We start from the raw sequence: 24,847 nt of genomic DNA on the forward strand, positions 1-24,847 counted from the left end.
CCTCGCCACGCGTTTAATGGACTACAGCCCACGTTCGGCCCCCAGGCGGCGATCCTGCCGCAGGCAATCCGGGGGATCGCCCATGCCACCGGCAAGGGGCGATGATGCGCCGATTTGTACGCACAGTGAAGAGCTGCACACATGGTGTGATGTGGACCTCGGCGGTCAACGGAAAGGAACGAGCGCTCATGCGCGAGATCCTCGGAAGGCGACGCAGGCTCCGGTTCCGGCGCAAGAGGGGGCCTGTCCAGCTCGAAACGGCGATCACCTGCGCCGTCGAGTGGAAATGGCCTGTGCTCCCCGGTGTGGGACTCAAGGCAGCCGGCAGCCGCGGCGACCGCGACCGCGGTTGCGCCTGCCCCGATCCCGAGTGCGTCGTACCCGGCGCGCACCCCTTCGACCCCGGAATCCTGGCGGCCTCCGTCGACGAGCGGATGGTGCGCTGGTGGTGGACCAACCGGCCCGCCGCTCCGATCATGCTGGCGACCGGGGGAAGCGCGCCGTGCGCGGTGAGCCTGCCCGCCGTCGCCGGCGCCCGTGCGCTGACCGAGCTGGACCGGATGGGCATGCGCCTCGGCCCCGTCGTGGCGACGCCCACCCGCTGGTCCCTGCTCGTGGCGCCGTACACCCTCGAACAGCTCGGCGAACTGCTCTTCGTCAAGGACTGCGTGCCGAGCTCGCTGCGCTTCCACGGCGAGGGCGGCTATCTGGTGCTGCCTCCCTCGGAGACGGGGACGGGCCAGGTCCGCTGGGAGCGGGCGCCGCTGCCCGGATCCGCGGCGCCGTGGCTGCCGGATGTGGAGGCGGTGGTGGACGCGCTGGTCGAGGCGAGCACCAGCGCCCCGGACGGCGGCAGCCGCCTGGCGTACTGACGGCGGCCCGCGCACCCGACGGCCCGCCGGCACACGCACCCCGCGGGCTGGGCGCTATAGCCAGGGCCGGCAGGCCCGTAGACCGCGGTCGCGCTCGCACGCCGACCGCGGTCCCGCGCTCCGGCGGTCCCGTTCGGCTGCCGCCGGGCGGGAGGCGTGCCCGCCCGCCCCGACCGCCAGCACAAGCCCCCGCCGCTCGTCTCCTCAACGCCGGTTCTGTCACTCGTACGGGTAGGAGCCAGCCCGAGTTGTACGGGAATTGGGCGCGCGGCGCACCGAGCGCCCGTATTCCATCGATATCTTCGGCCCACCGTCATGAATTTTCCGCGCAGTCGGCAGGTGGACCCACTGTGAATCTCCGCATGATCGGGCTCGCCGGCGCCGTGGTGTTCGCCACGCTGCTGCCGCTGGCCGCATCCGCCGGGCCCGCTATGGACGACGCGAAGCCCGCGGACCCCGATCCCAGGTCAGAGCCCGGGCAGAAGCCCGGCCTGCTGGCCGGGCTCGGCGCGTCTGATGAGCCTTCTGAGGCGGGTGAGTCGAAAGCGGCGAATGCTACCGAGAAACCCGCGCCGCAGACGACAGCGCGATGTGGGCCGGAACTCGCCTCTCCCGATGGCGTCGAAGCGCAGACCTGTGTGCTGACCGATGGCCGCGACACCTGGGCGCGTACCTACTACCGCAATGCGACGGCTCGGGAATTGATTTCCGTTCTCACTCTGATGGGTCCCGGCGGGCGCACTCTGCAGATCAACTGCGCGGTTGAAGCGGGAGACGAGCCGGATGCCTGTGAGACGCCTAGGGAGGCCGCGCGGGGAGCTGTTGCGCAGTACTCGGCGGTAGCGGAGTTCGCCCCTGCTGACGAGGCTGAGGACGGCCCGCTGCTGCTGCGCTCGGGGAGCAACTCCGCTGAGCCGGCGGGGCGTTGACGGAACGGACCGTTCCGCAGAAATGGAAGCGCCCGGTCGCTGGCGACGGGGGATGCACCAGCGACCGGGCTTCTAGAACCGTAACAAGAGATCTGCTGTTCGCAAATTCGATCTCGGGTATTCGGACAGGGATTTACCTGTCCTTAGGGTGAGTTGTGACTGGAGTCACCTATCGGTCGACAGAAACCGTCACTCTCAGCTGAGGGTGACTTGGCGGTTGGTGAGCCCGCCGCGCGCCCGGCGCTCCTCCGCGGACAGCGGAGCGTCCGTCTCCAGCGCCTTCGCCAGCCGCTCGGCGAACTCCGCCGCGGGCTTCTCGCACTCCTCGGCGCCCATAGCGCTCGGCAGGTCCCAGACGGGGACCATCAGCCCGTGCGCGCGGAAGGATCCGACGAGCCGGGTGCCCTCGCCGATCGAGGTCGCGCCGACGGCGTGCAGCCGCGCGAGCGCGTCGAGGAGCTTCTCCTCGGCGTGCGGCATGACCCAGCGGAGGTGGTTCTTCTCCGGGGTCTCGCACCAGTAGGCGGCGTCCACGCTGGAGAGCTTCACCGTCGGGATCGCGGCCGCGTTGGCGCGCTCCAGGGAGGCGGAGACCTCGGGGGAGGCGTTCTCCGACGACTCCGGGATCCAGAACTCGAAGCCGGAGTGGACGGCCGGCTCGAAGGCGGCGTCCGCGTCGAGCAGATCCTGCAGGCGCACGCCGTCGGCCGGGACGCGCTGGGCGGCGACCGGGGTGCCCGGCTCGGCGGTCAGCGCCCGCTGCAGGGTGTCGGCGAGGTCCCGGCTGAGGTCGCCGGAGGAGGTGTCGTTCTGCAGACCGAGCAGGACGGAGCCGTCGTCGCGGCGCAGGGCCGGCCAGGCCATGGGCAGCACGGTGGCCAGCGTCACGGACGGAACGCCTTCGGGCAGCCCGCCCTTGAGGGTGAGCGGGACGGTCGCGGCGGGGACCAGCTCGCGCAGAGCCACCCAGTCGCACTCGCCGGGCAGTCCCTCGAAGGGCCGCTGGATCAGCTCGGTGACGGCGTGGGCGGCTGCCCGGCCGTGGCAGGCCTTGTAGCGGCGGCCCGAGCCACAGGGGCAGGGCTCGCGGGCTCCCACCACCGGAACCGGCTCGTTGGCGCCTGCGGCGCGGGCCCCGCTTCCGGGCTGAGGCTTCGTCGCCTTCGTCTGGGGACGCTTCTTGGCCATGGTGTGGCTTTCTCCCGTTTGCGGCGGTGCTGTGTCGGCGCGAGCCTAGCCGTCCGCCGCCGTCGCGGTGGTGCAGCGCCCCACACTCACCGCATGCCGGGCCTCAGTCGAGATCGTCGTACGACTCCGCGAAGTCGAACGCGGGACCGGTGACGCGCGTAGCGAAATCCTCGCGCCGGTGCCCCTCCGTAACGATCACCCACACGGTGACCTCGCCCGAGGCACTGTCCCGTACGCCCCACTCCTGGGCCAGCGAGCTGATGATGTTCAGCCCGCGACCGCCACGGGCCGTCACCGAAGGAGTGGCCGGAACTGGTCGGGTCGGACCGCCTCCGTCCGTGACCTCAACGGTCAGCCGGCCCACCCGGTCGACGCCCCAGGCGGCGCGGACGTCGCCGTCGCCCACCTCTGCGCGCCCCAGGGGCCTGCCATGACGGCACGCGTTGCTGAGAAGCTCGGAAAGAATCAGTACTGCATCGTCGACAACCGTCTCTGAGACCCCGCTGCGGCTCAGCTGCTCCCGCATCCGGTGTCTTGCCTCGCCCACGCCCGCAGGGCCATGGGGTACGGCCATGCTCGACGACGTGGGCACCTCCTGTGCCACCACCAACGCCACCCCCGAGACCTCCTTTGCCCCACGCCACGGAGTGAATGCCCCATTGGACTGGACCGGAAACCGGCCAAGGGCGCGCCGGTGACGCACTCGTAACGATCGAATACGTACCGAACGCGCCGGTGCACTCCCTGTAACAGGAGTTACAGGCGACCCAGCTGGGACAGGACCTGTTTGGGGCGGTTGGTGATGATCGCTTCCACGCCGAGACTGGCGCAGAGCTCGACGTCCTCCGGTTCGTTGACCGTCCAGACGTGGACGCGGTGGCCCGCCCGGTGGAGCCGGGCGATGTACGCCGGATGGTTTCGGACGATCCGCATCCCCGGACCCGCGATCCTCGCGCCGGCGGGCAGACGCCCGTCGCGCAGCCTGGGCGTCACGAACTGCATCAGATAGACGGTCGGGATGTTCGGCGCTGCGGCCGAGACGCGGTGCAGCGAGCGGGCGGAGAAGCTCATGATCCGTACCGGCGAGTCGCCCGCCGCCGGGGCGTCCAGACCGAACCGTCCCAGCAGATGCAGCAGCCGCTCCTCGACCTGGCCGGCCCAGCGGGTGGGGTGCTTGGTCTCGATGGCCAGCTCGATCCTGCGCCCGGAGTCGGCGACCAGCCCCAGCAGCTGCTCCAGGGTGAGCACGGAGGTGAAGGAGGGGTCTCCCCAGTCGGGGCTCTCCGCCGCGTCCTTCCAGGAGCCGAAGTCGAGGGCGGCCAGGTCGGCCAGCTCCAGGGCCGATACCGCGCCGCGGCCGTTGGAGGTGCGGTTGACGCGGCGGTCGTGGACGCAGACGAGATGGCCGTCGGCGGTGAGGCGCACATCGCATTCAAGGGCGTCCGCGCCGTCCTCGATCGCCTTCTTGTAGGCGGCCAGCGTGTGCTCGGGGGCGTCTTCGGAGGCGCCTCGGTGGGCGACGACCTGGATGTTGTGCTGTCGTGCTTGAGTCACCGCGTCATGGTGTCACCGCCGCGGGGTATGCGTGTGCCCAGCGGGATTTCCGGCGCCGGTCGGACGTCCTGGAGATGCGTCCTTTTTGCCGGACGTAAAGGATTGTCGGTGCACGCACAGGTCCTGCTTACAGTGGCCTGACGTGCGGTGGGAAAAGCTGAGCGGAGACATCTGCATATCTGTACGGCGGAACTCCTGCCGGCGTACGGCCGAAGCGTGCCCGGCGAGCCGGGCGCGCGGCGGGTCCGACGTGCGGCGGACGCGGGCGCGGCGACGCAGCCCGAGACGACCGACGTACCGACCGACGAGCCAACGGATGTGCCGATCGACGTCCCCATAGACGACCGCACCGCCGACCGCACCGACGACCGAACTGACGAGACCGACGTGGAACCTGAAGGGAAAGCAGCTGTGAGCACCGAGAACGAGGGCAACGAGGTTCCGGCCGCCCCGTCCGCACCTCCTGTGCCGGTCGCCGCTCCCGAGGGCATGCCTGCGTCCGCCCCGAGCGAGCCTCAGCGGCCGCACGGGGCCCAAGAGCCGGCAGCGGCTGCGGCAGAGCGGCCCGGGCACTCCCCCCAGCCCGAGCCCGCCACCGCGCCGCTGCCGCCTGCCGCCCCGGCTTCCGCCCCTGCGGCGGAGGCGCCCACGGCCGTGCAGCCCGCGTACGCCGAGAGCGCCCCGCACCCCCCGGGCGCGACGGGCGCCACAGGCGGCGCCGGATCCGGGTGGCCGCCGCCCCCGGCCGCCTTCCCCTCCTATGGAGGAGGCGCGGGCTCCCACGCAGGCGACGCCTATGGAGGCGACGCGGGCGCCCACGGCGGTGGCGGCGGTCCCGTCTGGGGCGCGCCCGCCCCGGTGGCGCAGCCCCCGCGCAAACGTTCCGGCGGACTCGTCGCCGCCGTGCTGGTCGCCGCGCTCGTCGCGGGCGGAGTCGGCGGCGGCATCGGGTACTGGGCCGCCGAGCGCAACGACGCCGTCGACTCGACCACGATCGCCGCCGCCGACGCCCCCAGGGACCTCAAGCGCGAGCCCGGCACGGTCGCCGCGGTCGCCGGGAAGGCCCTGCCGAGCGTCGTCACCATCGAGGCGAAGTCGGGCGGCGACGGCGAGAGCGACAGCAGCGTCGAGGGCGGCACGGGCACCGGCTTCGTCTACGACAAGCAGGGCCACATCCTCACCAACAACCATGTGGTGGCCTCGGCGGCCGACGGCGGCACGCTCTTCGCGACCTTCTCCAACGGCAAGCGGTACGACGCCGAGGTCGTCGGCCGGGCGCACGGCTACGACGTCGCCGTGCTGAAGCTGAAGAACGCCCCCTCGGGCCTGACGCCGCTGCCGCTCGGCAACTCCGAGCGGGTCGCGGTCGGCGACTCGACGATCGCCATCGGCGCGCCCTTCGGTCTGTCGAACACCGTCACCACCGGCATCATCAGCGCGAAGAACCGCCCGGTCGCCTCCGGCGACGGCTCCAGCGGCAAGAACTCGTACATGAGCGCCCTGCAGACCGACGCCTCCATCAACCCGGGCAACTCCGGAGGCCCGCTGCTGGACTCCACCGGAGCGGTGATCGGCATCAACTCCGCGATCCAGTCGGCGGGCAGCGGCCTCGGCCAGTCGCAGGCCGGCTCGATCGGCCTCGGCTTCGCCATCCCGATCAACCAGGCGAAGAACGTCGCCCAGCAGCTGATCAAGACCGGGCAGCCGGTGTACCCGGTGATCGGCGCGACGGTCGACATGACGGGCAAGGACGCCGGCGCCAAGATCGCCTCCGAGGGGGCGGGCGGCACCGAGCCGGTGTCCCCGAACGGCCCGGCCGCCAAGGCGGGTCTGAAGGCGGGCGACCTCATCACGAGGTTCGACGGCAAGCCGATCGACAGCGGCCCGACGCTGATCAGCGAGATCTGGAACCACAAGGCGGGCGACAAGATCACGCTGACCTATGAGCGCGGCGGCAGCGAGCACACGGCCCAGGTCGTTCTGGGCGAGCGCCAGGGCGACAGCTGAGTCCGGTCTGGGCGGCCCGCGTACGAGGACGGGTCGCCCGGGCTGGGGCGGACACGAGGCGACGCCGTCTCAGACGCGGTCGCGGGCCCGGTCTCCGGCGGGGCCGCCGCCTCCCCCTCCAGCCGGGACAGCCGGAACAGCGGGAACAGTCGGAATTCGGTGGGCGCGCGCCGGTGCGCCGCTCGCCTCCGTCCGTGTGAGCAGCACAAAGAAGAGCGCGGCCTCGGCCCGGCTCCCATAGGCGTACGCGCTGTCGGCCAGCGCGGTGGCGATGCCGTGGTCGGGGACCTCGTCATAGGTGAACAGCCCGTTGAGCGCGGCCGCGTCCCGCTCCCGGCGCAGCACCTCGTCGCGGAGGGCGGCGAGCCGCGCGGACTCCGGCCAGTCGGCGAGCGACTGGCGCAGGTCGGGCAGTACGTCTCCGGGCGGCACATAGCGCCCGTTGAGCCGGCGGGCCTCGACGCGGTGGGGGCGTTCGCCGTTCAGTACGCGCTGGAGGGCTGAGGCCGTTCCGTACGCGTAGAGCAGCGCCGCCTTGTCGTAGAGGTCGCGTGTGCGCGTCGCCAGATCCCCGTACAGGTCGGTGAGCTGCCACAGGGCGTGCGCGTGCGGACGTACGGATCCTGAGCCGAGGACGCCGAGAGATCCGCCGACCGGGAGCAGCCGGGTGGGCTCGGCCTGCCGGGCGTAGACGCACGCGGCCTGGTGGGCGGCGCGGTACTCGCGGGCCGCCGCGCCGAGGGCGCAGACGCTGTCGGCGAGGGTCTCGTACCACTGCGGTGCGGGTTTCCCGGCGGCTGTGGCAGCGGGTGCTGCGTTTGCTGTGACGGCTATGGCGGCCGTGGTGGCGGCCGTGTCAGCGGCGGTGGGTGCGGTCGGCGCGGAGGCAGGCTTCGCGGTGGACATAGCAGGGGCTATAGGGGGCGCGGCAGCCGCTTTCTGCGGCGCGATCGCTATAGACGTCGCGACGGCCATGGGCGCTGCGAGGGCTAAGGGCTGGTCCATGTGCGACTCCTCCTCGACGGGGCAGAGTTCGGCAGGATCACTCCTCAAGAGATCCTGTCCTCAAGACCTCTTTAGGAGTTATCTCGACTATGGCGTTCCCCTCCTCACTCGTCAAGACCTCTTGAGGACTTGTAGGCTGATCCCCACTGCACGACGGGACGGTGAAGGGCCAGTGGCAAAGGCGTACGAGCGGATCGCGGACGAGCTTCGCCAGGCCATCCGCTCAGGTCAGCTGTCCCCAGGCGACCAGCTCCCGGCCGAGACGAAGCTCGCGGAGATCCACCGCAAGAGCGTCCCCACCGTGCGCGACGCCCTGCGGATGCTCCAGTCCGAGGGTCTGATCGAGAAGCAGCACGGCCGCGGCAACTTCGTACGGCGCTCCCGTACGACCGTGCTGCGCACCAACACGCGGCACCAGTGGGAGAAGGACCGCGCCCGCGAGACCGAGGCGCAGCGGCAGCAGACGGGCGCCACCGAGCACGACACCGGCCTCGGTGTGAACGACCTTGTGTTCTACGCCGCTTACCGCGAGATCAAGGCCGAGAAGGAGATCGCCGAGGCGTTCGGCGTCCCCGAGGGGACGACTCTCGTCGAGCGCACCTACCGGACCCGGTACAGCGCCGAGAGCGCCCCCTTCAACCTGGTGACCTCCTATCTCGTACGCGAGTTGGTGGCACAGAACCCCGACCTCCTGGACGACACCAAGGAGCCGTGGCCCGGCGGCACCCAGAACCAGCTCTCCACCGTGGGCATCGAGCTGAGCCGCATCGACGAACGCGTGACGGCCCGCCCCCCGACGGTGGAGGAGGCCGAGGAGCTCGAACTGCCGCCCGGAACCGCCGTCCTGGTGCTCCGCAAGACCTCGTACGACATCGATGACCGCGCCGTGGAGATCTCCGACGTCACCCTCCCCGGCGACCGCACGGAAATGCTCTTCACCACTCCCCTCGAAAGGTGGTGACCGCCGTGCTCCGGCGCATCGTCATCATCACTGCCGTGCACGAGCCCGGCGCCGTCTACCTGCAGGACGCGTTCAAGTCGCTGTGCGAGCAGGAGCTTCCACAAGGGTGGGAGTGGCACTGGGTGATCCAGCAGGACGGCACGGGCGACACGGTCGCCCCGCATGTGCCGGACGATCCGCGGGTGACGTTCAGGCAGGGCAGGGCAGGCGGCCCGGGCGTCGCGCGCACTATGGCGCTCGCGTACGCAGACGGCGAGTACGTCAAGGTCCTCGACGCCGACGACCAGCTCGCCCCCGGCGCGCTGGCCCGTGATCTGGCCGCTCTGGAGGCCGACCGCAGCATCGGCTGGGCGACCTCCCGTGTGCTCGACCTCCTGCCGGACGGTACGACGGTCGGCTTCGACGGCGACCCGGAGAACGGGCCGATCGAGCACGGAGCGGTGCTGGAGCACTGGAAGGCGAACGACTTCCGGGCCCAGGTGCACCCGGCGACCCTCTTCGCGCGCCGCGACCTGGTGCTGGCCCTCGGCGGCTGGATGGCCCTGCCGGCCTCGGAGGACACCGGGCTGCTGCTCGCGCTGAACGCCACCGCACGCGGCTGGTTCAGCAGCGAGGTGGGGCTCTTCTACCGCAAGTGGCCCGGACAGGCGACGAGCCAGGGCGCGCACACGGCCCCGGCGGAGCGCGAGGCGCGTATGGCGGTCGTGGAGGCGAGGGCGCGCGCCCTCGCGGGCTACGGCTGGCGCGCTGAGGCCTAGTCGCGGTCGCGCCGGTGCGCGGTGGGCGGGTCGCCGGTCACGCCGGTGGGCAGCGGCCGGTCGCGCAAGTCGCGTTGATCTGCGGCCGCCGGTCGCGCCGGTGGCTGGTCTGAGGTCGCCGGTCTGAGGCTGCCGGCTCACGGCCGCACGTGCGGCCGCGCCCATGCGGCCGCGCACAGGCGGCGGCCCCGCCCATGCGGCCGTCAGAGCTACGGCAGGGTCTCCGCGTCCACCCGGGAGAAGATCAGATCGCTCTCGTCGACGACCGGCCCGCGCCACCGGACGGGCGCCGACTTCCCCTGGGCGGAGCGGCGCAGCGCCGCCGGGTAGCTGTCCGCCGCGTAGTCGTTCACCAGCCGGTAGACATGGAAGCCATGCTTCCGCATGATCTCCAGCAACTCCTCGACCGAGTCGCCGAGCTGAGCCATCCGGTCCGGAGTGACCTCGACGGTGATCTCCGCGTCGGGACGCAGCAGGTCCAGCATGGGCGCCAGACCGCGTACGACGCCGCCCTCCGCGCCCTCCACGTCAATCTTGATCACGCGGGCGCGGGCGATCTCCTCCGCATCGAGCAGGTCGGGCAGCGGGCTCGCCTCGATCTCGAAGACGGACTCGGCCGGGCCGTCGTACGGCACGATGCTGTTGGCGCCCAGGTTCTTCGAGCTCGCGAGGACGAACGTCAGCGGCTTTCGCTGGTCGGAGACGGCGGCGTTGACCGCGCGGATGTTGGCGCAGCCGTTGAGCCGGGCATGCTGGCGGAGCCTATGGTGGAACGCGGGCGAGGCCTCTATAGCGACCACGCGCCCCGACTCCCCGACCAGGCGGGAGGCGAGCACGCTGACGTACCCGATGTTCGCCCCGACGTCGACGAAGGTGTCGCCCGGCCGCAGCCTGCGCTGCAGCCAGTGGGTCATGTGCGGCTCCCACACGCCGAACATGTAGAGGTAGCGCTGGATCAGATCCTCCGTGTCGACCAGGAACCGCGCGCCGAAGCGGGTCCGCGCCACGCGCCGCCGGGGGAGCCGCTGCAGCCGGGGGTTGAGGTACCGCGCCGCGACGGCCGCCGTGCCGAGCCGGCCCGGGGCATGGCGGACGTACCAGCGGCACAGCGTGATCAGGGCCTGCGCGGTGCGCTCGTCCAGCCGGTGCATCGTCTCGCCTCTCCCCGGGCCCTCCCCTCAGCACTCCGAAGACGACTCGGAGCACTCAGAGGCTGTCTGCCGCCGCCCGGTCCTGAGCCCGGCCCCGATCCCGGTTCCGGTCTCCGTCGCGGTCCAGCGGCAGATCCAGCATACGAATCGCGTTCCCTCGCATGATCTTGTAGACCACGTCGTCCGGCAGGCCGGCCATGTGCTCGGCGGCCACATCCTTCGTATGCGGCCAGGTCGAGTCCACATGCGGATAGTCGGTCTCGAAGGTCGCGTTGTCCACGCCGACGGTGTCGATCGAGGCGATGCCGTGTTTGTCGCGGAAGAAGCAGCAGAAGATTTGCCGGTAGTAGTACGTCGACGGGGGCTCGGGGATCAGATCCTTCACCCCGCCCCAGGCGCGGTGCTCCTCCCAGACGTCGTCGGCGCGCTCCAGGGCGTACGGAATCCAGCCCATCTGGCCCTCGCTGTACGCGAGCTTCAGCCGGGGAAACTTCACCAGCACTCCGCTGAAGAGGAAGTCCATCATCGACGCCATAGCGTTGTTGAAGGACAGGGACGCCTGTACGGCGGGCGGCGCGTCCGGGGACGCGGCCGGCATCTGCGAGGACGAGCCGATGTGCATGTTGACCACCGTCCCGGTCTCCTCGCAGGCGGCGAAGAACGGGTCCCAGTAGCCGGAGTGGATCGAGGGGAGCCCCAGGTAGGTGGGGATCTCGCTGAAGGTCACCGCCCGGACGCCACGGGCCGCGTTCCGCTTGATCTCGGCGACCGCGAGGTCGATGTCCCAGAGCGGGATGAGGCACAGCGGGATCAGCCGGCCGCCGCTGTCGCCGCACCACTCCTCGACCATCCAGTCGTTGTACGCGCGCACACAGGCGAGCCCGACCTCCTTGTCCTTGGCCTCGGCGAAGGTCTGCCCGCAGAAGCGCGGGAAGGTCGGGAAGCACAGCGACGCCTCGACGTGGTTGAGATCCATGTCCGCGAGCCGTGCCGCGGGGTCCCAGCAGCCGCGCCGCATCTGCTCGCGGGTGATGCCGTCGAGCGTCATCTCGTCGCGCGAGAAGCCGACGGCGGCGATGATGCGCTTGTACGGGAAGACCTCGCCCTCGTACTCCCACCAGTCGGTGATCTGACCCTTCGGGTCAGTGGTGAACCGATACTTCCCGCCGATGTACTCCAGCTCCCCGATGCCGGCGGTGAAGGGCTTCGGCCCCCGGTCGCGGTACTTGGCGGGAAGCCAGGTCTCAAAGAGGTGCGCGGGCTCGATCACATGGTCGTCCACGCTGACGACCTTGGGGAGTTCGGTGCTGTTCTGATTGCCCATCACGTCGGTTACCCCTTGCTGCCTGCCGGTTCCCCCGGCCCGAATCTGACGATCCATCAGATTCAGGCTAGAACCTCCTCGGGGCGACAGCAAGACGCAGCGGGGTGCGGGAGGTGCGGCGCGGCAAGCGCGGCAGCCCTCTTGCGCGGCGACCGCGCATCCGCTGAACTGACGCATCGTCAGGTCTGATTTCCGGTGCGGAGGGATGCCCCATGCAGACGATGTGGCTCGACGGGGCCGAGTGGCTGGCTGTGCTGCGGATCGGCCTCGGTCTGTGGTGGCTGGAGAGCTGGCGCCACAAGGACAAGAAGGACTGGTTCGCGGGCGGCGGCATCCGCTGGGCGGCCGGTATAGCCGAGAAGCACCGCTGGTCGTTCGTGAAGAGCGGTTTCGACCGGGTGGTGAAGCCGCGCCCGCGCGTGATGGCGTACATCGTCGCGTACGCGGAGCTGGCGCTCGGGCTCGGGCTGGTCGTGGGCTTCCTGACGCCTATAGCGCTCGTGTGCGGCCTGGCGCTCAGTTTGATCTACCTCGTGCTGATGATCCACGACTGGGCCGAGCAGGGGCAGAACCTGATGATGGCGCTGATCTCCGTGGTCGCGCTGTTCGGGATGAGCTGGCAGAGCTGGTCGCTGGACAACGCGCTCGGGCTGTTCCTCTAGTAGTCCTCGGGTAGTCCTCGGGCCCTGCGGTCACCGGGCCTCGGGTATCTTGTGCCTCGGGTCCTCGGGCTCTCCGGCCCCGGACGCCTCGCCGAAAGTCCTTGATCAACTGTCCGAGGCCTGTCCTAAGATCCTCTCCGACGACTTCGACGGGGTGCACGGGGGATGCGTTGGCGGCCACTGAACAGCTTGTGACGATCGGCGCTGTCCTGCTCGGCGCGCTGACCACGCATGCGACCAACTTCATGATGGAGAGGACCCGCAACAAGCAGGTGCTCCTGACACGTTGGGACGACAAGAAGCTCGCAGCGTACGAGGGCTACGTCGACGCGGTGCGGGCCTCCATCTTCCTGGCGGTGCAGCTCTACGAGCACCGGGAAGGCCTCCGCCGCAGCGACAAGTCGGAGCAGGAGATGCGCGCCGAGATGTCAGAGGGCGGGCGCATGCGCGGACGCGCCTTCGAGCGGATCATGCTGCTCGCCGGCGACGACGTGGTGGAGGCGGCGCACGAGCTCAATGCGGCGGCTATGGAGGTCGACTGGCTGGCGGAGGGCAAGACGCACGGCTCGCTGGAGGACTGGCGCGCCAGGAACCGTGCGGTGTTCCGGGAGATCAACGAGTTCCACGAGAACGCGCGGGTCGACCTCGGAGTGCAGGGCAGCGTCAAGGGCGACAACCATCCGGAACGCGACCTGCTGCTTCCGTCGGCGCGCCAGGAGGGCGAGAACGCCTCGACGTGAGGCCGTGACGCCGTGCGGCCGCCATGGGGCGCTGCGGCGCCCATCCACGCGTCTCATGGCCGCCGGCGTGGGGCGGAGCGATGAAGCCTGGGGCCCAGCCCGAGAGCGCACAAAGCCGATCCACACGGTTCCCCGGGCCAAGGACCCACACGCGGCCTCGCGGCCGGTAGTCTGTAGCCCGCTCCGTCGCAGGTGGGCGGAGCGTGGGTGGGTTGCCCGAGCGGCCTAAGGGAACGGTCTTGAAAACCGTCGTGGCAGCGATGTCACCGTGGGTTCAAATCCCACACCCACCGCCACGGATCAGCGTAGACGCTGGTCAGAAGGGGTGCTCCGGTTCTTCCGGGGCGCCCCTTCTTCATGGGGCGCCGGTGCGTCCCGGGGCGGGGCCCGGGGGCGTGGTCGGGGGCGGTTTTCTTGGGAGGAGTACCGCGGCGGCCAGGCCGCCGAGTCCTATGGCGGCCAGGGCGGTCATTGCGGCGGCGTAGGCGCCGGAGGTGAGGCCGGAGACGAGGATGGTGCCGGCGACTGCCGTGCCGAGGGAGGAGCCGAGGTTCGACACGCTGCGGGAGAGGCCGGATATCTCGCCTTGCTGCTCTTCGGGGAAGCTCGACTGGACGACGTTCACCGACGGGGTCAGCATCACGCCGAGGCCCAGTCCGATCAGCAGGAGCCCGGGGGCCAGAGCCCAGGGGGTCGTGGAGCTGCTGGCCAGCGTGATCAGGACGACGATGCCGACGACGGTGGCGACGAACCCGGTCATGATGAGGGTCCGCTGGGTCCGCCGCTGGGCGAGGCGTTCGGCGGCGAGTGAGGACACGAGCAGGCCGAGGGTGGCAGCGGTGAAGATGACGCCGGTCTGGACGGCGTCGTAGCCGCGCACGACCTGGAGGTAGGTCGCGACGGTGAACGAGGAGCCCATCAGCAGCAGCCACTGAACGTTCTGCGTGACGAGGCCCAGGTTGGAGGTGCGATTGCGGAACAGGGCGGTGGACAGCAGCGGTTCCCTCCCCGCACGCTCCTTGGCCCGTATCGACCGGAAGAACCATAGAAGCACGAGGGCGCCGAGGGCGAGCAGTCCGATCATCAGCCAGACGTTGTCGTCGGCCGCGAGGATGCCCATGACGACGAGGATGAGGCCGGCGGCCGAGAGGACCGCGCCGGTGGTGTCGAAGGGCCGTGCCGGGTCGGGCGGCAGGGGGTCCTCGATATGCCTGCTCAGTACGACGATCACCGCGATGACCAGGGCCTGGAACACGAAGGCCGCGCGCCAGCTCAGCGCCGAGGCGATGAGCCCGCCGATCAGCGGTCCGGCCGCGGCGCCGATGCCGCCCAGCGCCATGATGACGCCGAAGGCGCGGGCACGTGAGGTCAGGTCCGTGAACAGGAGCGTCGTGAGGATGTAGACCGGCGGGATGAGCAGGGCCGTTCCGATGCCCTCCAGGATCGAGTTTCCGAGGATCAGCACGCCCAGGCCCGGGGCGGCGGCGCTCAGCAGGGCGCCGACGCCGTAGACGACGAGGCCGACCAGGAGACAGCGCTTGCGGCCGTAGCGGTCGGTCAGTTTGCCGCCGGGGATCATCAGCGCGGCCATGACCAGCAGGAAGACCGTGATGGCGATCTGCACTCCCTGGACGGTGGTGTCCAGGTCCTCGCTGATGTCGTTGATCATCACGTTCATGTTGGACCCGGCGAAGCTGCAGATGAACTGCGCGAGCGCCAGCGGGGCGAGGACGCGTCGCTGTGCTCGGGAGGGCCGCTGCGCACCTCGTGTCCCGGGCGCCGGCGTCTCGCCTCCGCCCGGCCCGCCGGACATCACGCCCCGCCCGGGCCCGGGCGCAGGCCGACGGGGGTGTCGCCGCCCAGGACCGTCGCGGACTCGCCCCCCGTCTCCGCCCGGTCGAGCTGCTCGTCGAGAGCCATAGCCGCGGCGATCAGCGCGAGATGGGTGAACGCCTGCGGGAAGTTGCCCAGTTGCTCGCCAGAGGGGCCGATCTCCTCGGCGAAGAGCCCGACGTGGTTGGCGTAGGTGAGCATCTTGTCGAAGGCGTACCGGGCCTGTTGCAGCCGGCCGGAGCGGGCCAGGGCCTCCACGTACAGGAAGCTGCACAGGTTGAACGTGCCCTCGGAGCCGCGCAGCCCGTCGGGGGACGCCGCCGGGTCGTACCGGTAGACCAGACTGTCGCTCACCAGCTCCCGGTCCATGGCGTCGAGCGTGCTGAGCCAGGCCGGGTCCTTCGGGGAGAGGAAGCCGACCCGCGGCATGAGCAGCAGGGAGGCGTCCAGGACGTCGGTGTCGAAGTGCTGTACGAACGCCTGCCGCTCCTCGCTCCAGCCGCGCTCGACGATCTGCTGGAAGACCATGTCGCGGGCGCCCGACCAGCGCGCGATGTCAGCCGGACGGGAGTGCGCGGTGGCGAGCCGGATGCCGCGGTCGAACGCGACCCAGGTCATCAGACGGCTGTACGTGAAGTTCTTCTGGCCGCCGCGGGTCTCCCAGATCCCCTCGTCGGACCGGTCCCAGTTGTCGGCGAGCCAGTCCAGCACCTCGCGGAACGCCTTCCAGCCGCGGATGGTCCCTATGTCGCGGCCCTGCGCGAGGGCGTCGGCGGCCTCGCCATAGATGTCGAGCTGGACCTGGTCCGCGGCGGCGTTCCCGGCCCGTACCGGCGACGATCCCATGTATCCCTCGAGGTGGTCGATGACCTCTTCGGTGAGATGAGGGGCGCCGTCGACCCGGTACATGATCTGCAACGGGTCTCCCGACGCGGTCCCGCCGGCGTCGATGCGGTCGCGCAGCCAGCGGCGGAAGGCGTCGGCCTCCTTGGTGAAGCCCAGGTCGATCAGCGCCCGGACGGACAGCGAGGCGTCCCGGATCCAGGTGTAGCGGTAGTCCCAGTTGCGCTCGCCGCCGATCTGCTCGGGCAGCCCCATGGTGGCGGCGGCTATAGGGGCGCCGGTCGGGGCGTAGGTGAGCAGTTTGAGCGTGATCGCCGAGCGGTTCACCATGTCGCGCCAGCGGCCCCGGTACGTGGAGGAGCGCAGCCAGGAGAGCCAGAACGCGCGACAGGACTCCAGCTCGTCGGCGACGCCGTCGAGGGACGGCGGTGCGGGGGCGGGGTCGCCGCTCGCCGCGCTCGTCAGCACCATGGCCGCCATCTCGCCGGCGGCGAGCGTGAAGGAGGCTGTGATGTCGTCGCCGTCCGCGTGCAGCGCGACGCCCGGGGTGGCCTGGACGTGGAGGTCCGTCCCCGGCCCGTGGAAGGTCGCCGTGCGGTCGTCGGTCCGCGCCAGGGTGTGCGGGGCACGTCCATAGTCGAAACGCGGGCGACAGCTGAACGTGAACGGCAGACTGCCGCGGACCACGCGAGCCGCCCTGACCAGGCGGTGCCGGCCGGTAGGCATAGCGCTGTCGATCGGAACCATGAAGTCGGCCACCTCGCCGACGCCGCCGGGGGCCAGGAACCGATTGACCAGGACGGCCGTGTCCGAGAGGTACAGCTGACGGACCGTCGCGCCGTTCTCGCTCTGTAGGTCCGCCGAGAACCGGCAGTCGCCGCCGCGTTCGCTGTCCAGGATCGAGGCGAAGACGCTGGGGGAGTCGAAACGGGGCGTGCACCACCAGTCGATCGTGCCCCCGGCGGCTATCAGTGCGGCGGTCTGCAGATCGCCCACCATGCCGTGGTCGGCGATAGGCGGGTAACCAGTCACGCGCCCTCCTTCACCCGACAGCTGCACCTGACGGCTTCACCCGGCAGCTGCACCCGACGGCCTCGCCCGACAGCGCGGCGCCGTCACCTGGGTTGGCGAGCCGTCCGCGGCCGGCCGCCGTGCGCCGTACTCGAATGGCGGTTCGTGCCCGAGTCGCGGTTCGCGCGGGGAAGCCGCCTCTCCGCCTCTCCGCGCCTGCCGGAACGCACCCACGCTCATAGAGTGCGCCGCACCTGGGCCCCGCGCATGCCGGAGCGGGAGGGCCGACGCTCACCGCGACGCGAGCGGACGACAGCGGGGCCGCGGTCCGCCGGCATGGCGCGGATCAGGCCGCCGTCTTCTTGGCAGGCCGCTTCGTGGCGGGCCGCTTGGCGGTCCTGGTCCTGGTGGCGGTCCTGGTGGCGCCGCTGCTCCGTGCCGGCTTGGCGGGCGCGCTCTTCGGCTTCAGGGCGGCCTCCTTCTTTGCTGACGCCGCCTTCGAGGGCGCTGTCCGGCGCTGTCCGGTCGACCACTTCAGCTCGATCTCCAGCTCGATCTCGCCGTCCTCGACCTCGATCTCCACCTCGCTCTCGAGGTCGTCGGGGATCCGCAGGCTCAGGCTCCCGAAGCCGAGTTCCAGCTCGGCCTCCCCACCCTTGCGCAGCGCGTCCGCGAGCGCGGTGAGCTGATCGGCCGCTTCGAGGCGCGACAGCGAGCGCTTCTGCTCAAACTTGAGGTCCTTCATGGTGGCTCCGATCGGCAGAAACAGTCGGTCGAGCCCAGTCTGCTGCCAGGTATCGCAGCGGACATCCCGAGGAGCGGCCTGAGGAGCCGTTCGAGGAGCGGTTGAGAAAGCCGCCTGAGGTGCCGTTCGAGGAGCCGGAACGGGTGAGGGTGACGGCCGCCCCGCCGAAGGAGCGGCCGGTCCCTGCCCGTCGGCCTTGGGTCAGCGGGCACCTCGCCACAGCAGCCGGGGAACTTTGCCGGTCCTCCCGTCGGCTTCGGGTTCAGCGGCCGGGGCGGCCCGTGGTGAGGCGTTCGGCGGAGGCGATCGTGGCGCGGGCCTCGCGTTCGGGGAGGCCCGCTTGGACCGCCGCACTGGTGAGGGCGTCCGCGAGCTCGTCGCCGAAGCCGTTCTCGTACGCCCGGCAGGCCGCCCAGAACAGGCGCGTGTTCCGCTGCCCCTCGTGCGCGGCGAGCACGAACTGGACCAGGCCCTGGCCCTGACCCTGGGGCGGGCGGGACGACGAAGGGGGCGCGGGGTGGCGTGCGGGGGGCGTGATCAGGCGTAGGAGTGCGCCTGGGCAGGGCGCGGGGGACAGCTCCGCCGTGCCGGGCGCCAGGCGGTACGCGCCATGGGCGGTGACCGAGCCGGGGCCCACCAGATAGCCGCCCGCGCCGCGGACGTCGATGCCGGGGGCGAGACGGCTCGCGGAGTTCGGAACGACCACGTCCGGCGGTCCCGTCAGCCATAGATGACGGCCGCCGCTGGGCGTGAGGACCGTGACCGTCTCGGGGATCGTGAACAGATGCAGCAGCGCCAGGTGCTGGAGCGCTGCCAGCGAGTCGGTCGAGGACTTGGTGTCGAGGTCGATGCCGATCAGATGATGCGGCGGCCGGCCGCAGGCGATGCCATAGCCGGTCGCCCAGGGCGCGGCCGCGAAGAGGGCGCGGACGCCCGCGGGGTCGGTCGTCGCGTCATGGACGCCGTGCCCCGGCATGCCGCATTCGCCCCGGCACAGGACCGGCTCGGGATCGTCGCGGTGCGGTGACCGCAGGGCTGGGAGCTTCGTGGCGGACAGCGGGATGACGGGGAGCCCGCGCTCGGCGGCGGAGAGAGCGTGGGCGAGGGCCAGGGTGGCGGTCTGCCGGTCGGTGGTGGCCATAGCTCTATGTTCGTACACATGTTCGAAGAAGGGAAGGGCGGAAATCTGGCCGGAAATATGCCGGAACGCTTCAGCTCGTGCGGTGGCTGGATTCGGTGGCCTGAAGCCGCCTGAGCAGGGGATTCTGTCGAGGTGTAGGGGTTTATCGACATGTCATCACGCTTGAGGGGGAATTGGGGTGCCCGGGGTGGTTCGCCAGAGATTCGGTGGGCAACTCTGATCTCGCGACGTCGAGACCAAGATCCGGGGCGGTCGGCCAACTGCCCTGGAGCGAAGAGCACTTCCGAAGTTCCGGTTCCTGGAGGAAAAGACATGGCAAGCATCCGTACCGCCCGCGTCCTCGCCGCTGTCGCCGCCCTGCCTCTCGCAGCCGCCCTGTTCTCGGGTGTCGCTCAGGCCGACAACGGCGCCCTCGCGGCCGACGGATCGATCGCTAGCGCGAACGCCGCCTTTGCCGCGATCGTCGGCAGCGGTGTAGGTGGTGACAACTTCGGTAATTCGACCACCACGCAACAGGTCGCCACCGGCGACGGGGCGTCCAATCAGAACAACACGGCGAGCGTGAACGGCTTCGGCTTCACCGCGATCGACCAGGACACCGCGGTCGTGAACTTCACGAACCTCTGGTGACCCGGCGGCCCGAGGGGGGCTTGACCAAGGGGTGAACGACAGCCTGTGCGGCGGTGCTTCGGCACTGCCGCACAGGCTGTCGTGCGTGGTGGGCGCGGGATGGGCGACCCCGTCCACGGCCAGGCCCCTCGGCTCGTCCGCCAGCTCGTCCGTCAGCTCGTCCGCTGGATCGTCCGCCGGCTTGTCGGGCGACCCGTCTGGTGGCCGTCTGGCGGCTCGGCGGCGGCCGCGACCGTGAACTCGGCAGCGACCTTGACAGTGCGTACGTATCTGACGGACAGTCAGAAATCCTGATCCGTACGCCTGGGAGGCAGCCGCCGTGCACCTCGCCCCGACGGAGCGGCAGCAGCAGCTGCGCGCCGAACTGCGCACGTACTTCCGTGAGGTGATGCCGGACGGCCCTCCGCCGGCCGACGACGCCGCGGAGCAGCGCCGGCTGCTGCGGCGGATCGGCGCCGACGGGATGCTCGGGCTCGGCTGGCCGGTCGCGTACGGCGGCCAGGGCCGCGGCCCCGACGAGCAGTTCGTCTTCTTCGACGAGGCATACCGGGCCGGCGCGCCCGTCTCCATGGTGACGCTGAACACCGTCGGCCCGACGCTGATGAGGTACGGCACCGAGGAGCAGAAGGCCTTCTTCCTGCCGCGCATCCTCAGCGGCGATCTCGTCTTCGCGATCGGCTATAGCGAGCCGGAGGCCGGGACGGACCTCGCCTCGCTGCGTACGCGCGCGGTACGGGACGGAGAGTCCTGGGTCGTCGACGGGCAGAAGATCTTCACCAGCAACGGCCAGAACGCCGACTGGATCTGGCTGGCCTGCCGTACGGATCCGGAGGCGCCCAAGCATCGAGGCATCTCGATCATCCTCGTCCCGACCGACGCGCAGGGGTTCTCCTGGACGCCGATCGAGACCGTGGGCGGGCTGACCACGACGTCGACCTACTACGACGGGATACGCGTTCCGCTCGGGCATCTGGTCGGCGAGGAGAACGGCGGCTGGGGGCTGATCACCAACCAGCTCAATCACGAGCGGGTGGCGCTCGCGGCGATCGGGATGCAGGCCGAGGACTTCTACGCGTCGGCGCTGGAGCGGGCTCGTACCCCCGATCCGGTGACTGGCGAGCGCAGGATTGACGAGCCGTGGGTCCAGTTTCGGGCGGCCGAAGTGCATGCCCGGCTGGCGGCAACGCGCCTGCTCAACTGGCGTTTGGTGGGGGATGTGGGGGCCGGTCGGCTGGCCCCTGGAGACGCGAGCGGCGTGAAGTTCGTGGGAACCGAATCCGCGGTCGAGGTGTATCGAATGTGTCAGGAAATCACCGGGGAGGCGGGGCTGATCCGAGCCGGCTCGCCGGGGGCGGCGGGGGACGGCGAGCTGGAGCGGATGAACAGGGCGGCGCAGATCAACACCTTCGGGGGCGGAGTGAGCGAGGTGCAGCGGGAGATCGTCGCGACGATGCGACTCGGCATGAAGAGCATGAAAAGGGGGCGGCGGTGACGGACGAGTTGTACGAACGATTGAAGGCGTACGAGGGCAGGGCATCCTCCTTCTCGGGCGTCGGCAGGGACCTGGTCAACGAACCGATGATCAGGCACTGGTGCGAGGCGATGGGCGACGCCAATCCGGCGTACACCGGGCCCGACGCCATAGCGCCGCCGACCATGCTCCAGGCGTGGACGATGGCCGGTCTGTCCGGCAGCACGGGCCGCTTCGGCGCGTACGACGAGCTGTCGGCTCTCCTCGACGGCGCGGGATACACCTCGGTGGTCGCGACCGACTGCGAGCAGGAGTATCTGCGGCCGCTGAGGCCGGGGGACCGGATCACCTTCGACTCGGTGATCGAGTCGGTGTCGGAGCTCAAGACGACGAAGCTGGGGTCGGGCCACTTCGTCACGACGCGCATGGACATCAGGGCAGACGGCGAGTCAGCTGGCGCGCACCGCTTCCGGATCCTCAAGTACGCCCCGGCCGGGCGCGCGAAGACCGACGGGAAGACCGACGGGAAGACCGACCGGATGGCCGGCCCTGGCACCAAGCCGAGCTCCAAGCCCGGCTCCCCTGCCGACTCCCCTCCCGGGCGGCCGCGCCCGGTGATCAACAGGGACAACGCGGGGTTCTGGGAGGGGGTGGCCGAGCGCCGACTGCTGATCCAGCGGTGCGGGGGGTGCGAGGCGCTGCGCTTTCCCTGGCTGCCGGGGTGCGGTGCGTGCGGATCGGCGGAGTGGGACACGGTCGAGGCGATCGGCGAGGGGACGGTCTACTCGTACGTCGTCATGCATCACCCGCCCTTCCCGGCCTTCGATCCCCCCTATGCCGTGGGGCTGATCGAGCTGGCCGAGGGCGTGCGGATGGTCAGCAATGTGGTGGGCACGCCGTACGACAAGGTGCGGATCGGGATGCCCGTGCGGCTCGAGTTCCTGCGGGTGGACGGGGAGCTGGAGCTCCCGGTGTTCAGAGGGTCGGACGCTGGGCTGGAGCCACCGCCGAAGTCGCAGCCGGAGCCGGAGCCGGAGCCGGAGCCGGAGCCGGCGGCGGCGGGCGGGGCGTCGGAGTCGGGCGGAGGCAGCGGCTGATGGACTTCACGCCTACGGAGGAGCAGGCCGCCGCGCAGGAGCTGGCGGCGCGGATCTTCGGCGATCTGTCCACGCACGAGCGACTGGTGGCCGCCGGGACCGGGACGGACGCGGAGCTGTGGAAGGCCCTGTGCATGGCGGGCCTTCCCGCGGCGGTGGAGGACATCGGGCTGCTGGGGCTGGTGCTGCTGCTGGAGGAGCAGGGGCGGACCACCGCGCAGACGCCGTTCGCGGCGACGTGTGTGTACGGACTGCTGCCGGTCGCCGCGCACGGCACGGAGGAGCAGCGGGCCCGGCTGCTCCCCGCGCTGCGTGAAGGGACGGCGGTGGCGACGGGGGCGCTCCCCGCCCACGCGAGCATCCGGCCAGTCCGGTCGCTGCAGTCGGACGGGCCTGCCTCGTCGGCGCGGCTGACAGGCTCGGCGCCCCTCGTTCCCTGGCTGCGGGACGCCACCCATGTGCTCGTCGCCGACGCCGAGCGGGCGCTGTGGCTGGTGCGGACCGCTGACGCCGAGGTGGCGCCCGTGGAGACCACCGCGCCCTGGGCGGCTGGGCGGCTCGAACTGTCCGAGACGCCCGCCGAGCGGCTCGGCGGACCCGGCGCCTACGGGTCCGTGCTGGCCATGAGCCGTACGGCCTTCGCCGGACTCCAGGCCGGAGTCTGCGCGGGCTCGCTCGCGCGGGCCGTCGAGCACACCTCGACCCGCGAGCAGTTCGGGCGTCCGCTCTCCACCAACCAGGGGGTGCTGCTGCGCGCCGCCGACGCGCACATGGACACGGAGGCGATACGCGTCACGGCGTACGAGGCCGCGTGGCGGCAGGACGAGGGCCTGGACGCGACCGCCGAGGCGCTGACCGCGGCCTGGTGGGCGTCCGAGGCCGGCAAGCGCGTCGTGCACGCAGGACAGCATCTGCACGGCGGGACCGGCGCCGACCTCGACCACCCCGTCCACCGGCACTTCCTCTGGGGCCGGCAGCTGGACGCCTACCTCGGGTGCGGTTCGGAACTCCTCGCCGAACTGGGCAAGTCGCTCGCAGAGAAGCCCGCAGAGCCGACACAGCCGACAGGCCCAAGGCAGCCAACAGGGCGAACGCAGCCAACAGACCCGACGCAGCCTTCGGAGTCCATGGAGTCAACGGAGCTCATCGATCTCAAGGAGCCCTCTCGTGAAAGCCGGTGACGAACTGCCGCCGCTGACCATTCCGATCACCCGCACGCTGATCGTCGCCGGGGCCGTGGCCTCCCGTGACTACCAGGACGTGCACCATGACGCCGAGCTCGCCAAGGAGAAGGGCTCCCCGGACATCTTCATGAACATCCTGACGACCAACGGTCTCGTCGGGCGGTACATCACCGACTGCCTCGGCGAGCGGGTCGTGCTCCGCAAGGTCTCGATCCGCCTCGGCGCGCCCAACTACCCCGGTGACACGATGATCTTGACCGGCGAGATCGCCTCCGTCGACGACGGGACGGCCCAGGTTCGGATCACCGGCGCCAACGGGATAGGCAACCACGTGACGGGCACGGTCACGGTCACCCTCCCCGACGCCGACACTCTGCCTGAAACCGCTGCCCTCCCCGACGCCGTCGCCCTCCCCGGGAGCCGGGCATGAGCATCGGCAGACGCGATTCGCTGGGCGGCCGGGCGGCCGTCGTCGGGATCGGGGCGACGGAGTTCTCCAAGGACTCCGGGCGCAGCGAGCTCAAGCTGGCGGTCGAGGCGGTGCATGCCGCCCTGGACGACGCGGGGCTCTCGCCGAGGGACGTGGACGGGCTGGTCACGTTCACGATGGACACCAGTCCCGAGATCACCGTCGCCCAGGCGGCCGGCATGGGCGAGCTCTCCTTCTTCTCCCGCATCCACTACGGCGGCGGCGCGGCCTGCGCCACCGTGCAGCAGGCCGCGCTCGCCGTCGCCTCGGGCGTCGCCGAAGTGGTCGTCTGCTACCGGGCGTTCAACGAGCGCTCCGGGCGGCGCTTCGGCTCCGGGGTGCAGCAGCGCGAGCCGTCCGCCGAGGGCGCGGCGCTGGGCTGGAACCTCCCGTTCGGGCTGCTCACCCCCGCCTCCTGGGTCGCGATGGCCGCGCAGCGCTATCTGCACACGTATGGACTGACGCCCGAGGCGTTCGGCCATGTCGCCGTCACCGACCGGCGCCATGCCGCTAACAACCCGGCGGCGTACTTCCACCAGAAGCCGATCACGCTCGCCGACCATGCGGCCTCGCGCTGGATAGTGGAGCCGCTGCGCCTCCTCGACTGCTGCCAGGAGACCGACGGCGGGCAGGCGATCGTCGTCACCAGCGTCGAGCGCGCCCGTGATCTGCCGAACCCGCCTGCGGTGATCGTCGCCGCCGCCCAGGGCGCGGCCCGCGGGCAGGAGCAGATGACCAGCTTCTACCGCGACGACCTCAGCGGCCTGCCCGAGATGGGCGTGGTCGCCCGACAACTCTGGAGGACCTCGGGGCTCGCGCCCGCCGATATCGACGTGGGGATCATCTACGACCATTTCACCCCTTTCGTACTGATGCAGTTGGAGGAGTTCGGGTTCTGCGGCCCTGGGGAGGCGGCGGAGTTCGTGGCGGCGGACGCCCTCCCGCTCAACACCCATGGCGGGCAGCTCGGCGAGGCCTATCTGCACGGGATGAACGGCATCGCGGAGGCGGTCAGACAGCTGCGGGGCGCCTCGGTGAACCAGATACCGGGCGCGGCCAGGACGCTGGTCACGGCGGGCACGGGCGTGCCGACGTCGGGGCTGATCCTGGGCGCGGACGACTGAGGGGCGCCGGGACAACGGCGAGGGAACGCGACACCGCGCGGCGACCGAGTGCTGACCCGAGTGGCGACCGGAACGGCAACCGTGCGAGGGCCGTGCGACGAGTGGGCGGCGACCGTCCGAGGGCCGGGCGGTGACCGCGCGAGGGCTG

23 protein-coding genes and 1 tRNA gene are annotated in these 24,847 nt (G+C 70.8%); 14 read left to right on the forward strand and 10 right to left on the reverse strand.

Translation table 11 applies throughout. The features are described from left to right. The first annotated feature begins 188 nt into the window (after positions 1–188). The gene (locus AB0M39_RS11430) at positions 189–872 is read left to right on the forward strand and encodes a bifunctional DNA primase/polymerase (protein ID WP_365362714.1); all 684 of its coding nucleotides are present in this window, start codon (positions 189–191) and stop codon (positions 870–872) included. Positions 873–1,222: 350 nt separating this feature from the next. Further along, positions 1,223–1,801 (forward strand): hypothetical protein, encoded by a 579-nt coding sequence (locus tag AB0M39_RS11435; RefSeq protein WP_365362716.1) that lies wholly within the window; start codon positions 1,223–1,225, stop codon positions 1,799–1,801. A gap of 195 nt (positions 1,802–1,996) precedes the next feature. Here the strand turns inward: AB0M39_RS11435 and AB0M39_RS11440 are convergent, their stop codons facing one another. The 3 genes from AB0M39_RS11440 to AB0M39_RS11450 all read right to left on the reverse strand — a co-directional run bounded on the left by AB0M39_RS11440 (position 1,997) and on the right by AB0M39_RS11450 (position 4,543). Then, complete coding sequence (locus tag AB0M39_RS11440) at positions 1,997–2,989, reverse strand: DUF5926 family protein (RefSeq protein ID WP_365362718.1); 993 nt, start codon at positions 2,987–2,989, stop codon at positions 1,997–1,999. Between the two features lie 103 nt (positions 2,990–3,092). Beyond that, positions 3,093–3,692, reverse strand: coding sequence for an ATP-binding protein (locus tag AB0M39_RS11445; RefSeq protein ID WP_365362720.1), 600 nt, complete (start codon positions 3,690–3,692; stop codon positions 3,093–3,095). A 53-nt stretch (positions 3,693–3,745) separates the two neighbouring features. Then, a complete protein-coding gene (locus tag AB0M39_RS11450) occupies positions 3,746–4,543 on the reverse strand; it encodes a glycerophosphodiester phosphodiesterase (protein WP_365362721.1) in 798 nt (265 codons plus the stop codon). Positions 4,544–4,954: 411 nt separating this feature from the next. On the opposite strand from AB0M39_RS11450, the gene AB0M39_RS11455 reads away from it, so the two are divergent. Further along, positions 4,955–6,550 (forward strand): trypsin-like peptidase domain-containing protein, encoded by a 1,596-nt coding sequence (locus AB0M39_RS11455; RefSeq protein WP_365362793.1) that lies wholly within the window; start codon positions 4,955–4,957, stop codon positions 6,548–6,550. Between the two features lie 69 nt (positions 6,551–6,619). Here AB0M39_RS11455 and AB0M39_RS11460 read toward each other — a convergent pair whose 3' ends face one another. Beyond that, a complete protein-coding gene (locus AB0M39_RS11460) occupies positions 6,620–7,555 on the reverse strand; it encodes a hypothetical protein (RefSeq protein WP_365362723.1) in 936 nt (311 codons plus the stop codon). A gap of 172 nt (positions 7,556–7,727) precedes the next feature. Here AB0M39_RS11460 and AB0M39_RS11465 point away from each other — a divergent pair, with 172 nt between their 5' ends. Both AB0M39_RS11465 and AB0M39_RS11470 read left to right on the forward strand, forming a co-directional pair. Continuing rightward, positions 7,728–8,516: a GntR family transcriptional regulator gene (locus AB0M39_RS11465; RefSeq protein ID WP_365362725.1), complete on the forward strand. Its 789-nt coding sequence runs from the start codon at positions 7,728–7,730 to the stop codon at positions 8,514–8,516. Positions 8,517–8,521: 5 nt separating this feature from the next. Continuing rightward, positions 8,522–9,274 (forward strand): glycosyltransferase, encoded by a 753-nt coding sequence (locus AB0M39_RS11470; protein WP_365362795.1) that lies wholly within the window; start codon positions 8,522–8,524, stop codon positions 9,272–9,274. Between the two features lie 209 nt (positions 9,275–9,483). On the opposite strand, the gene AB0M39_RS11475 is transcribed toward AB0M39_RS11470, so the two are convergent. Together AB0M39_RS11475 and AB0M39_RS11480 are read right to left on the reverse strand one after the other, a co-directional pair. After that, positions 9,484–10,425, reverse strand: coding sequence for an FkbM family methyltransferase (locus AB0M39_RS11475; RefSeq protein WP_365362727.1), 942 nt, complete (start codon positions 10,423–10,425; stop codon positions 9,484–9,486). A 55-nt stretch (positions 10,426–10,480) separates the two neighbouring features. Then, entirely contained in the window at positions 10,481–11,749 is a 1,269-nt protein-coding gene (locus tag AB0M39_RS11480) for an amidohydrolase family protein (RefSeq protein WP_365362729.1), read from the reverse strand. Between the two features lie 212 nt (positions 11,750–11,961). Here AB0M39_RS11480 and AB0M39_RS11485 point away from each other — a divergent pair, with 212 nt between their 5' ends. From AB0M39_RS11485 to AB0M39_RS11495, 3 genes are all read left to right on the forward strand, one after another. After that, on the forward strand, positions 11,962–12,411 hold the full coding sequence (locus AB0M39_RS11485) for a DoxX family protein (RefSeq protein WP_365362730.1): 450 nt from the start codon (positions 11,962–11,964) through the stop codon (positions 12,409–12,411). 191 nt (positions 12,412–12,602) lie between these two features. Beyond that, positions 12,603–13,151 carry a hypothetical protein gene (locus tag AB0M39_RS11490; RefSeq protein ID WP_365362732.1) on the forward strand — a complete coding sequence of 183 codons (549 nt, stop codon included), beginning with the start codon at positions 12,603–12,605 and terminating at the stop codon, positions 13,149–13,151. A gap of 206 nt (positions 13,152–13,357) precedes the next feature. Then, positions 13,358–13,447: transfer RNA gene (locus tag AB0M39_RS11495), tRNA-Ser, on the forward strand. Between the two features lie 59 nt (positions 13,448–13,506). On the opposite strand, the gene AB0M39_RS11500 is transcribed toward AB0M39_RS11495, so the two are convergent. From AB0M39_RS11500 to AB0M39_RS11515, 4 genes are all read right to left on the reverse strand, one after another. Beyond that, entirely contained in the window at positions 13,507–14,964 is a 1,458-nt protein-coding gene (locus AB0M39_RS11500) for an MFS transporter (protein WP_365362734.1), read from the reverse strand. Continuing rightward, positions 14,964–16,859, reverse strand: a complete 1,896-nt coding sequence (locus AB0M39_RS11505; protein WP_365362736.1) for a glycoside hydrolase family 15 protein — start codon at positions 16,857–16,859, stop codon at positions 14,964–14,966. The genes AB0M39_RS11500 and AB0M39_RS11505 overlap by 1 nt, the downstream gene beginning before the upstream one ends. 325 nt (positions 16,860–17,184) lie before the next feature. After that, on the reverse strand, positions 17,185–17,583 hold the full coding sequence (locus AB0M39_RS11510; RefSeq protein ID WP_365362738.1) for an amphi-Trp domain-containing protein: 399 nt from the start codon (positions 17,581–17,583) through the stop codon (positions 17,185–17,187). Between the two features lie 262 nt (positions 17,584–17,845). Continuing rightward, positions 17,846–18,724: a bifunctional DNA primase/polymerase gene (locus tag AB0M39_RS11515; protein ID WP_365362740.1), complete on the reverse strand. Its 879-nt coding sequence runs from the start codon at positions 18,722–18,724 to the stop codon at positions 17,846–17,848. 312 nt (positions 18,725–19,036) lie between these two features. Here AB0M39_RS11515 and AB0M39_RS11520 point away from each other — a divergent pair, with 312 nt between their 5' ends. The 6 genes from AB0M39_RS11520 to AB0M39_RS11545 all read left to right on the forward strand — a co-directional run bounded on the left by AB0M39_RS11520 (position 19,037) and on the right by AB0M39_RS11545 (position 24,699). Further along, entirely contained in the window at positions 19,037–19,354 is a 318-nt protein-coding gene (locus tag AB0M39_RS11520; protein WP_365362742.1) for a hypothetical protein, read from the forward strand. Between the two features lie 319 nt (positions 19,355–19,673). Then, positions 19,674–20,846, forward strand: a complete 1,173-nt coding sequence (locus AB0M39_RS11525) for an acyl-CoA dehydrogenase family protein (RefSeq protein ID WP_365362744.1) — start codon at positions 19,674–19,676, stop codon at positions 20,844–20,846. Next, on the forward strand, positions 20,843–21,922 hold the full coding sequence (locus AB0M39_RS11530) for a bifunctional MaoC family dehydratase N-terminal/OB-fold nucleic acid binding domain-containing protein (RefSeq protein WP_365362746.1): 1,080 nt from the start codon (positions 20,843–20,845) through the stop codon (positions 21,920–21,922). Before AB0M39_RS11525 ends, AB0M39_RS11530 begins: the two co-directional genes overlap by 4 nt. Continuing rightward, the gene (locus tag AB0M39_RS11535) at positions 21,922–23,103 is read left to right on the forward strand and encodes an acyl-CoA dehydrogenase family protein (protein WP_365362748.1); all 1,182 of its coding nucleotides are present in this window, start codon (positions 21,922–21,924) and stop codon (positions 23,101–23,103) included. Before AB0M39_RS11530 ends, AB0M39_RS11535 begins: the two co-directional genes overlap by 1 nt. Beyond that, positions 23,090–23,536 (forward strand): MaoC family dehydratase, encoded by a 447-nt coding sequence (locus AB0M39_RS11540; protein WP_365362750.1) that lies wholly within the window; start codon positions 23,090–23,092, stop codon positions 23,534–23,536. The genes AB0M39_RS11535 and AB0M39_RS11540 overlap by 14 nt, the downstream gene beginning before the upstream one ends. Continuing rightward, positions 23,533–24,699, forward strand: coding sequence for a lipid-transfer protein (locus AB0M39_RS11545; protein WP_365362752.1), 1,167 nt, complete (start codon positions 23,533–23,535; stop codon positions 24,697–24,699). The genes AB0M39_RS11540 and AB0M39_RS11545 overlap by 4 nt, the downstream gene beginning before the upstream one ends. Positions 24,700–24,847: the final 148 nt, after the last annotated feature.

Origin of the sequence: Streptomyces sp. NPDC051907, assembly GCF_040681075.1 — a bacterium.
Classification (GTDB): Bacteria; Actinomycetota; Actinomycetes; order Streptomycetales; family Streptomycetaceae; genus Streptomyces.

Bases quoted from the DNA above. Each gene is read 5' to 3' on its own strand.
- AB0M39_RS11430 (WP_365362714.1), top strand. From the start codon at position 189: ATGCGCGAGATCCTCGGAAGGCGACGCAGGCTCCGGTTCCGGCGCAAG.
- AB0M39_RS11440 (WP_365362718.1), bottom strand. From the start codon at position 2,989: ATGGCCAAGAAGCGTCCCCAGACGAAGGCGACGAAGCCTCAGCCCGGA.
- AB0M39_RS11460 (WP_365362723.1), bottom strand. From the start codon at position 7,555: ATGGACCAGCCCTTAGCCCTCGCAGCGCCCATGGCCGTCGCGACGTCT.
- AB0M39_RS11475 (WP_365362727.1), bottom strand. From the start codon at position 10,425: ATGCACCGGCTGGACGAGCGCACCGCGCAGGCCCTGATCACGCTGTGC.
- AB0M39_RS11480 (WP_365362729.1), bottom strand. From the start codon at position 11,749: ATGGGCAATCAGAACAGCACCGAACTCCCCAAGGTCGTCAGCGTGGAC.
- AB0M39_RS11485 (WP_365362730.1), top strand. From the start codon at position 11,962: ATGCAGACGATGTGGCTCGACGGGGCCGAGTGGCTGGCTGTGCTGCGG.
- AB0M39_RS11500 (WP_365362734.1), bottom strand. From the start codon at position 14,964: ATGTCCGGCGGGCCGGGCGGAGGCGAGACGCCGGCGCCCGGGACACGA.
- AB0M39_RS11510 (WP_365362738.1), bottom strand. From the start codon at position 17,583: ATGAAGGACCTCAAGTTTGAGCAGAAGCGCTCGCTGTCGCGCCTCGAA.
- AB0M39_RS11515 (WP_365362740.1), bottom strand. From the start codon at position 18,724: ATGGCCACCACCGACCGGCAGACCGCCACCCTGGCCCTCGCCCACGCT.
- AB0M39_RS11520 (WP_365362742.1), top strand. From the start codon at position 19,037: ATGGCAAGCATCCGTACCGCCCGCGTCCTCGCCGCTGTCGCCGCCCTG.
- AB0M39_RS11535 (WP_365362748.1), top strand. From the start codon at position 21,922: ATGGACTTCACGCCTACGGAGGAGCAGGCCGCCGCGCAGGAGCTGGCG.
- AB0M39_RS11545 (WP_365362752.1), top strand. From the start codon at position 23,533: ATGAGCATCGGCAGACGCGATTCGCTGGGCGGCCGGGCGGCCGTCGTC.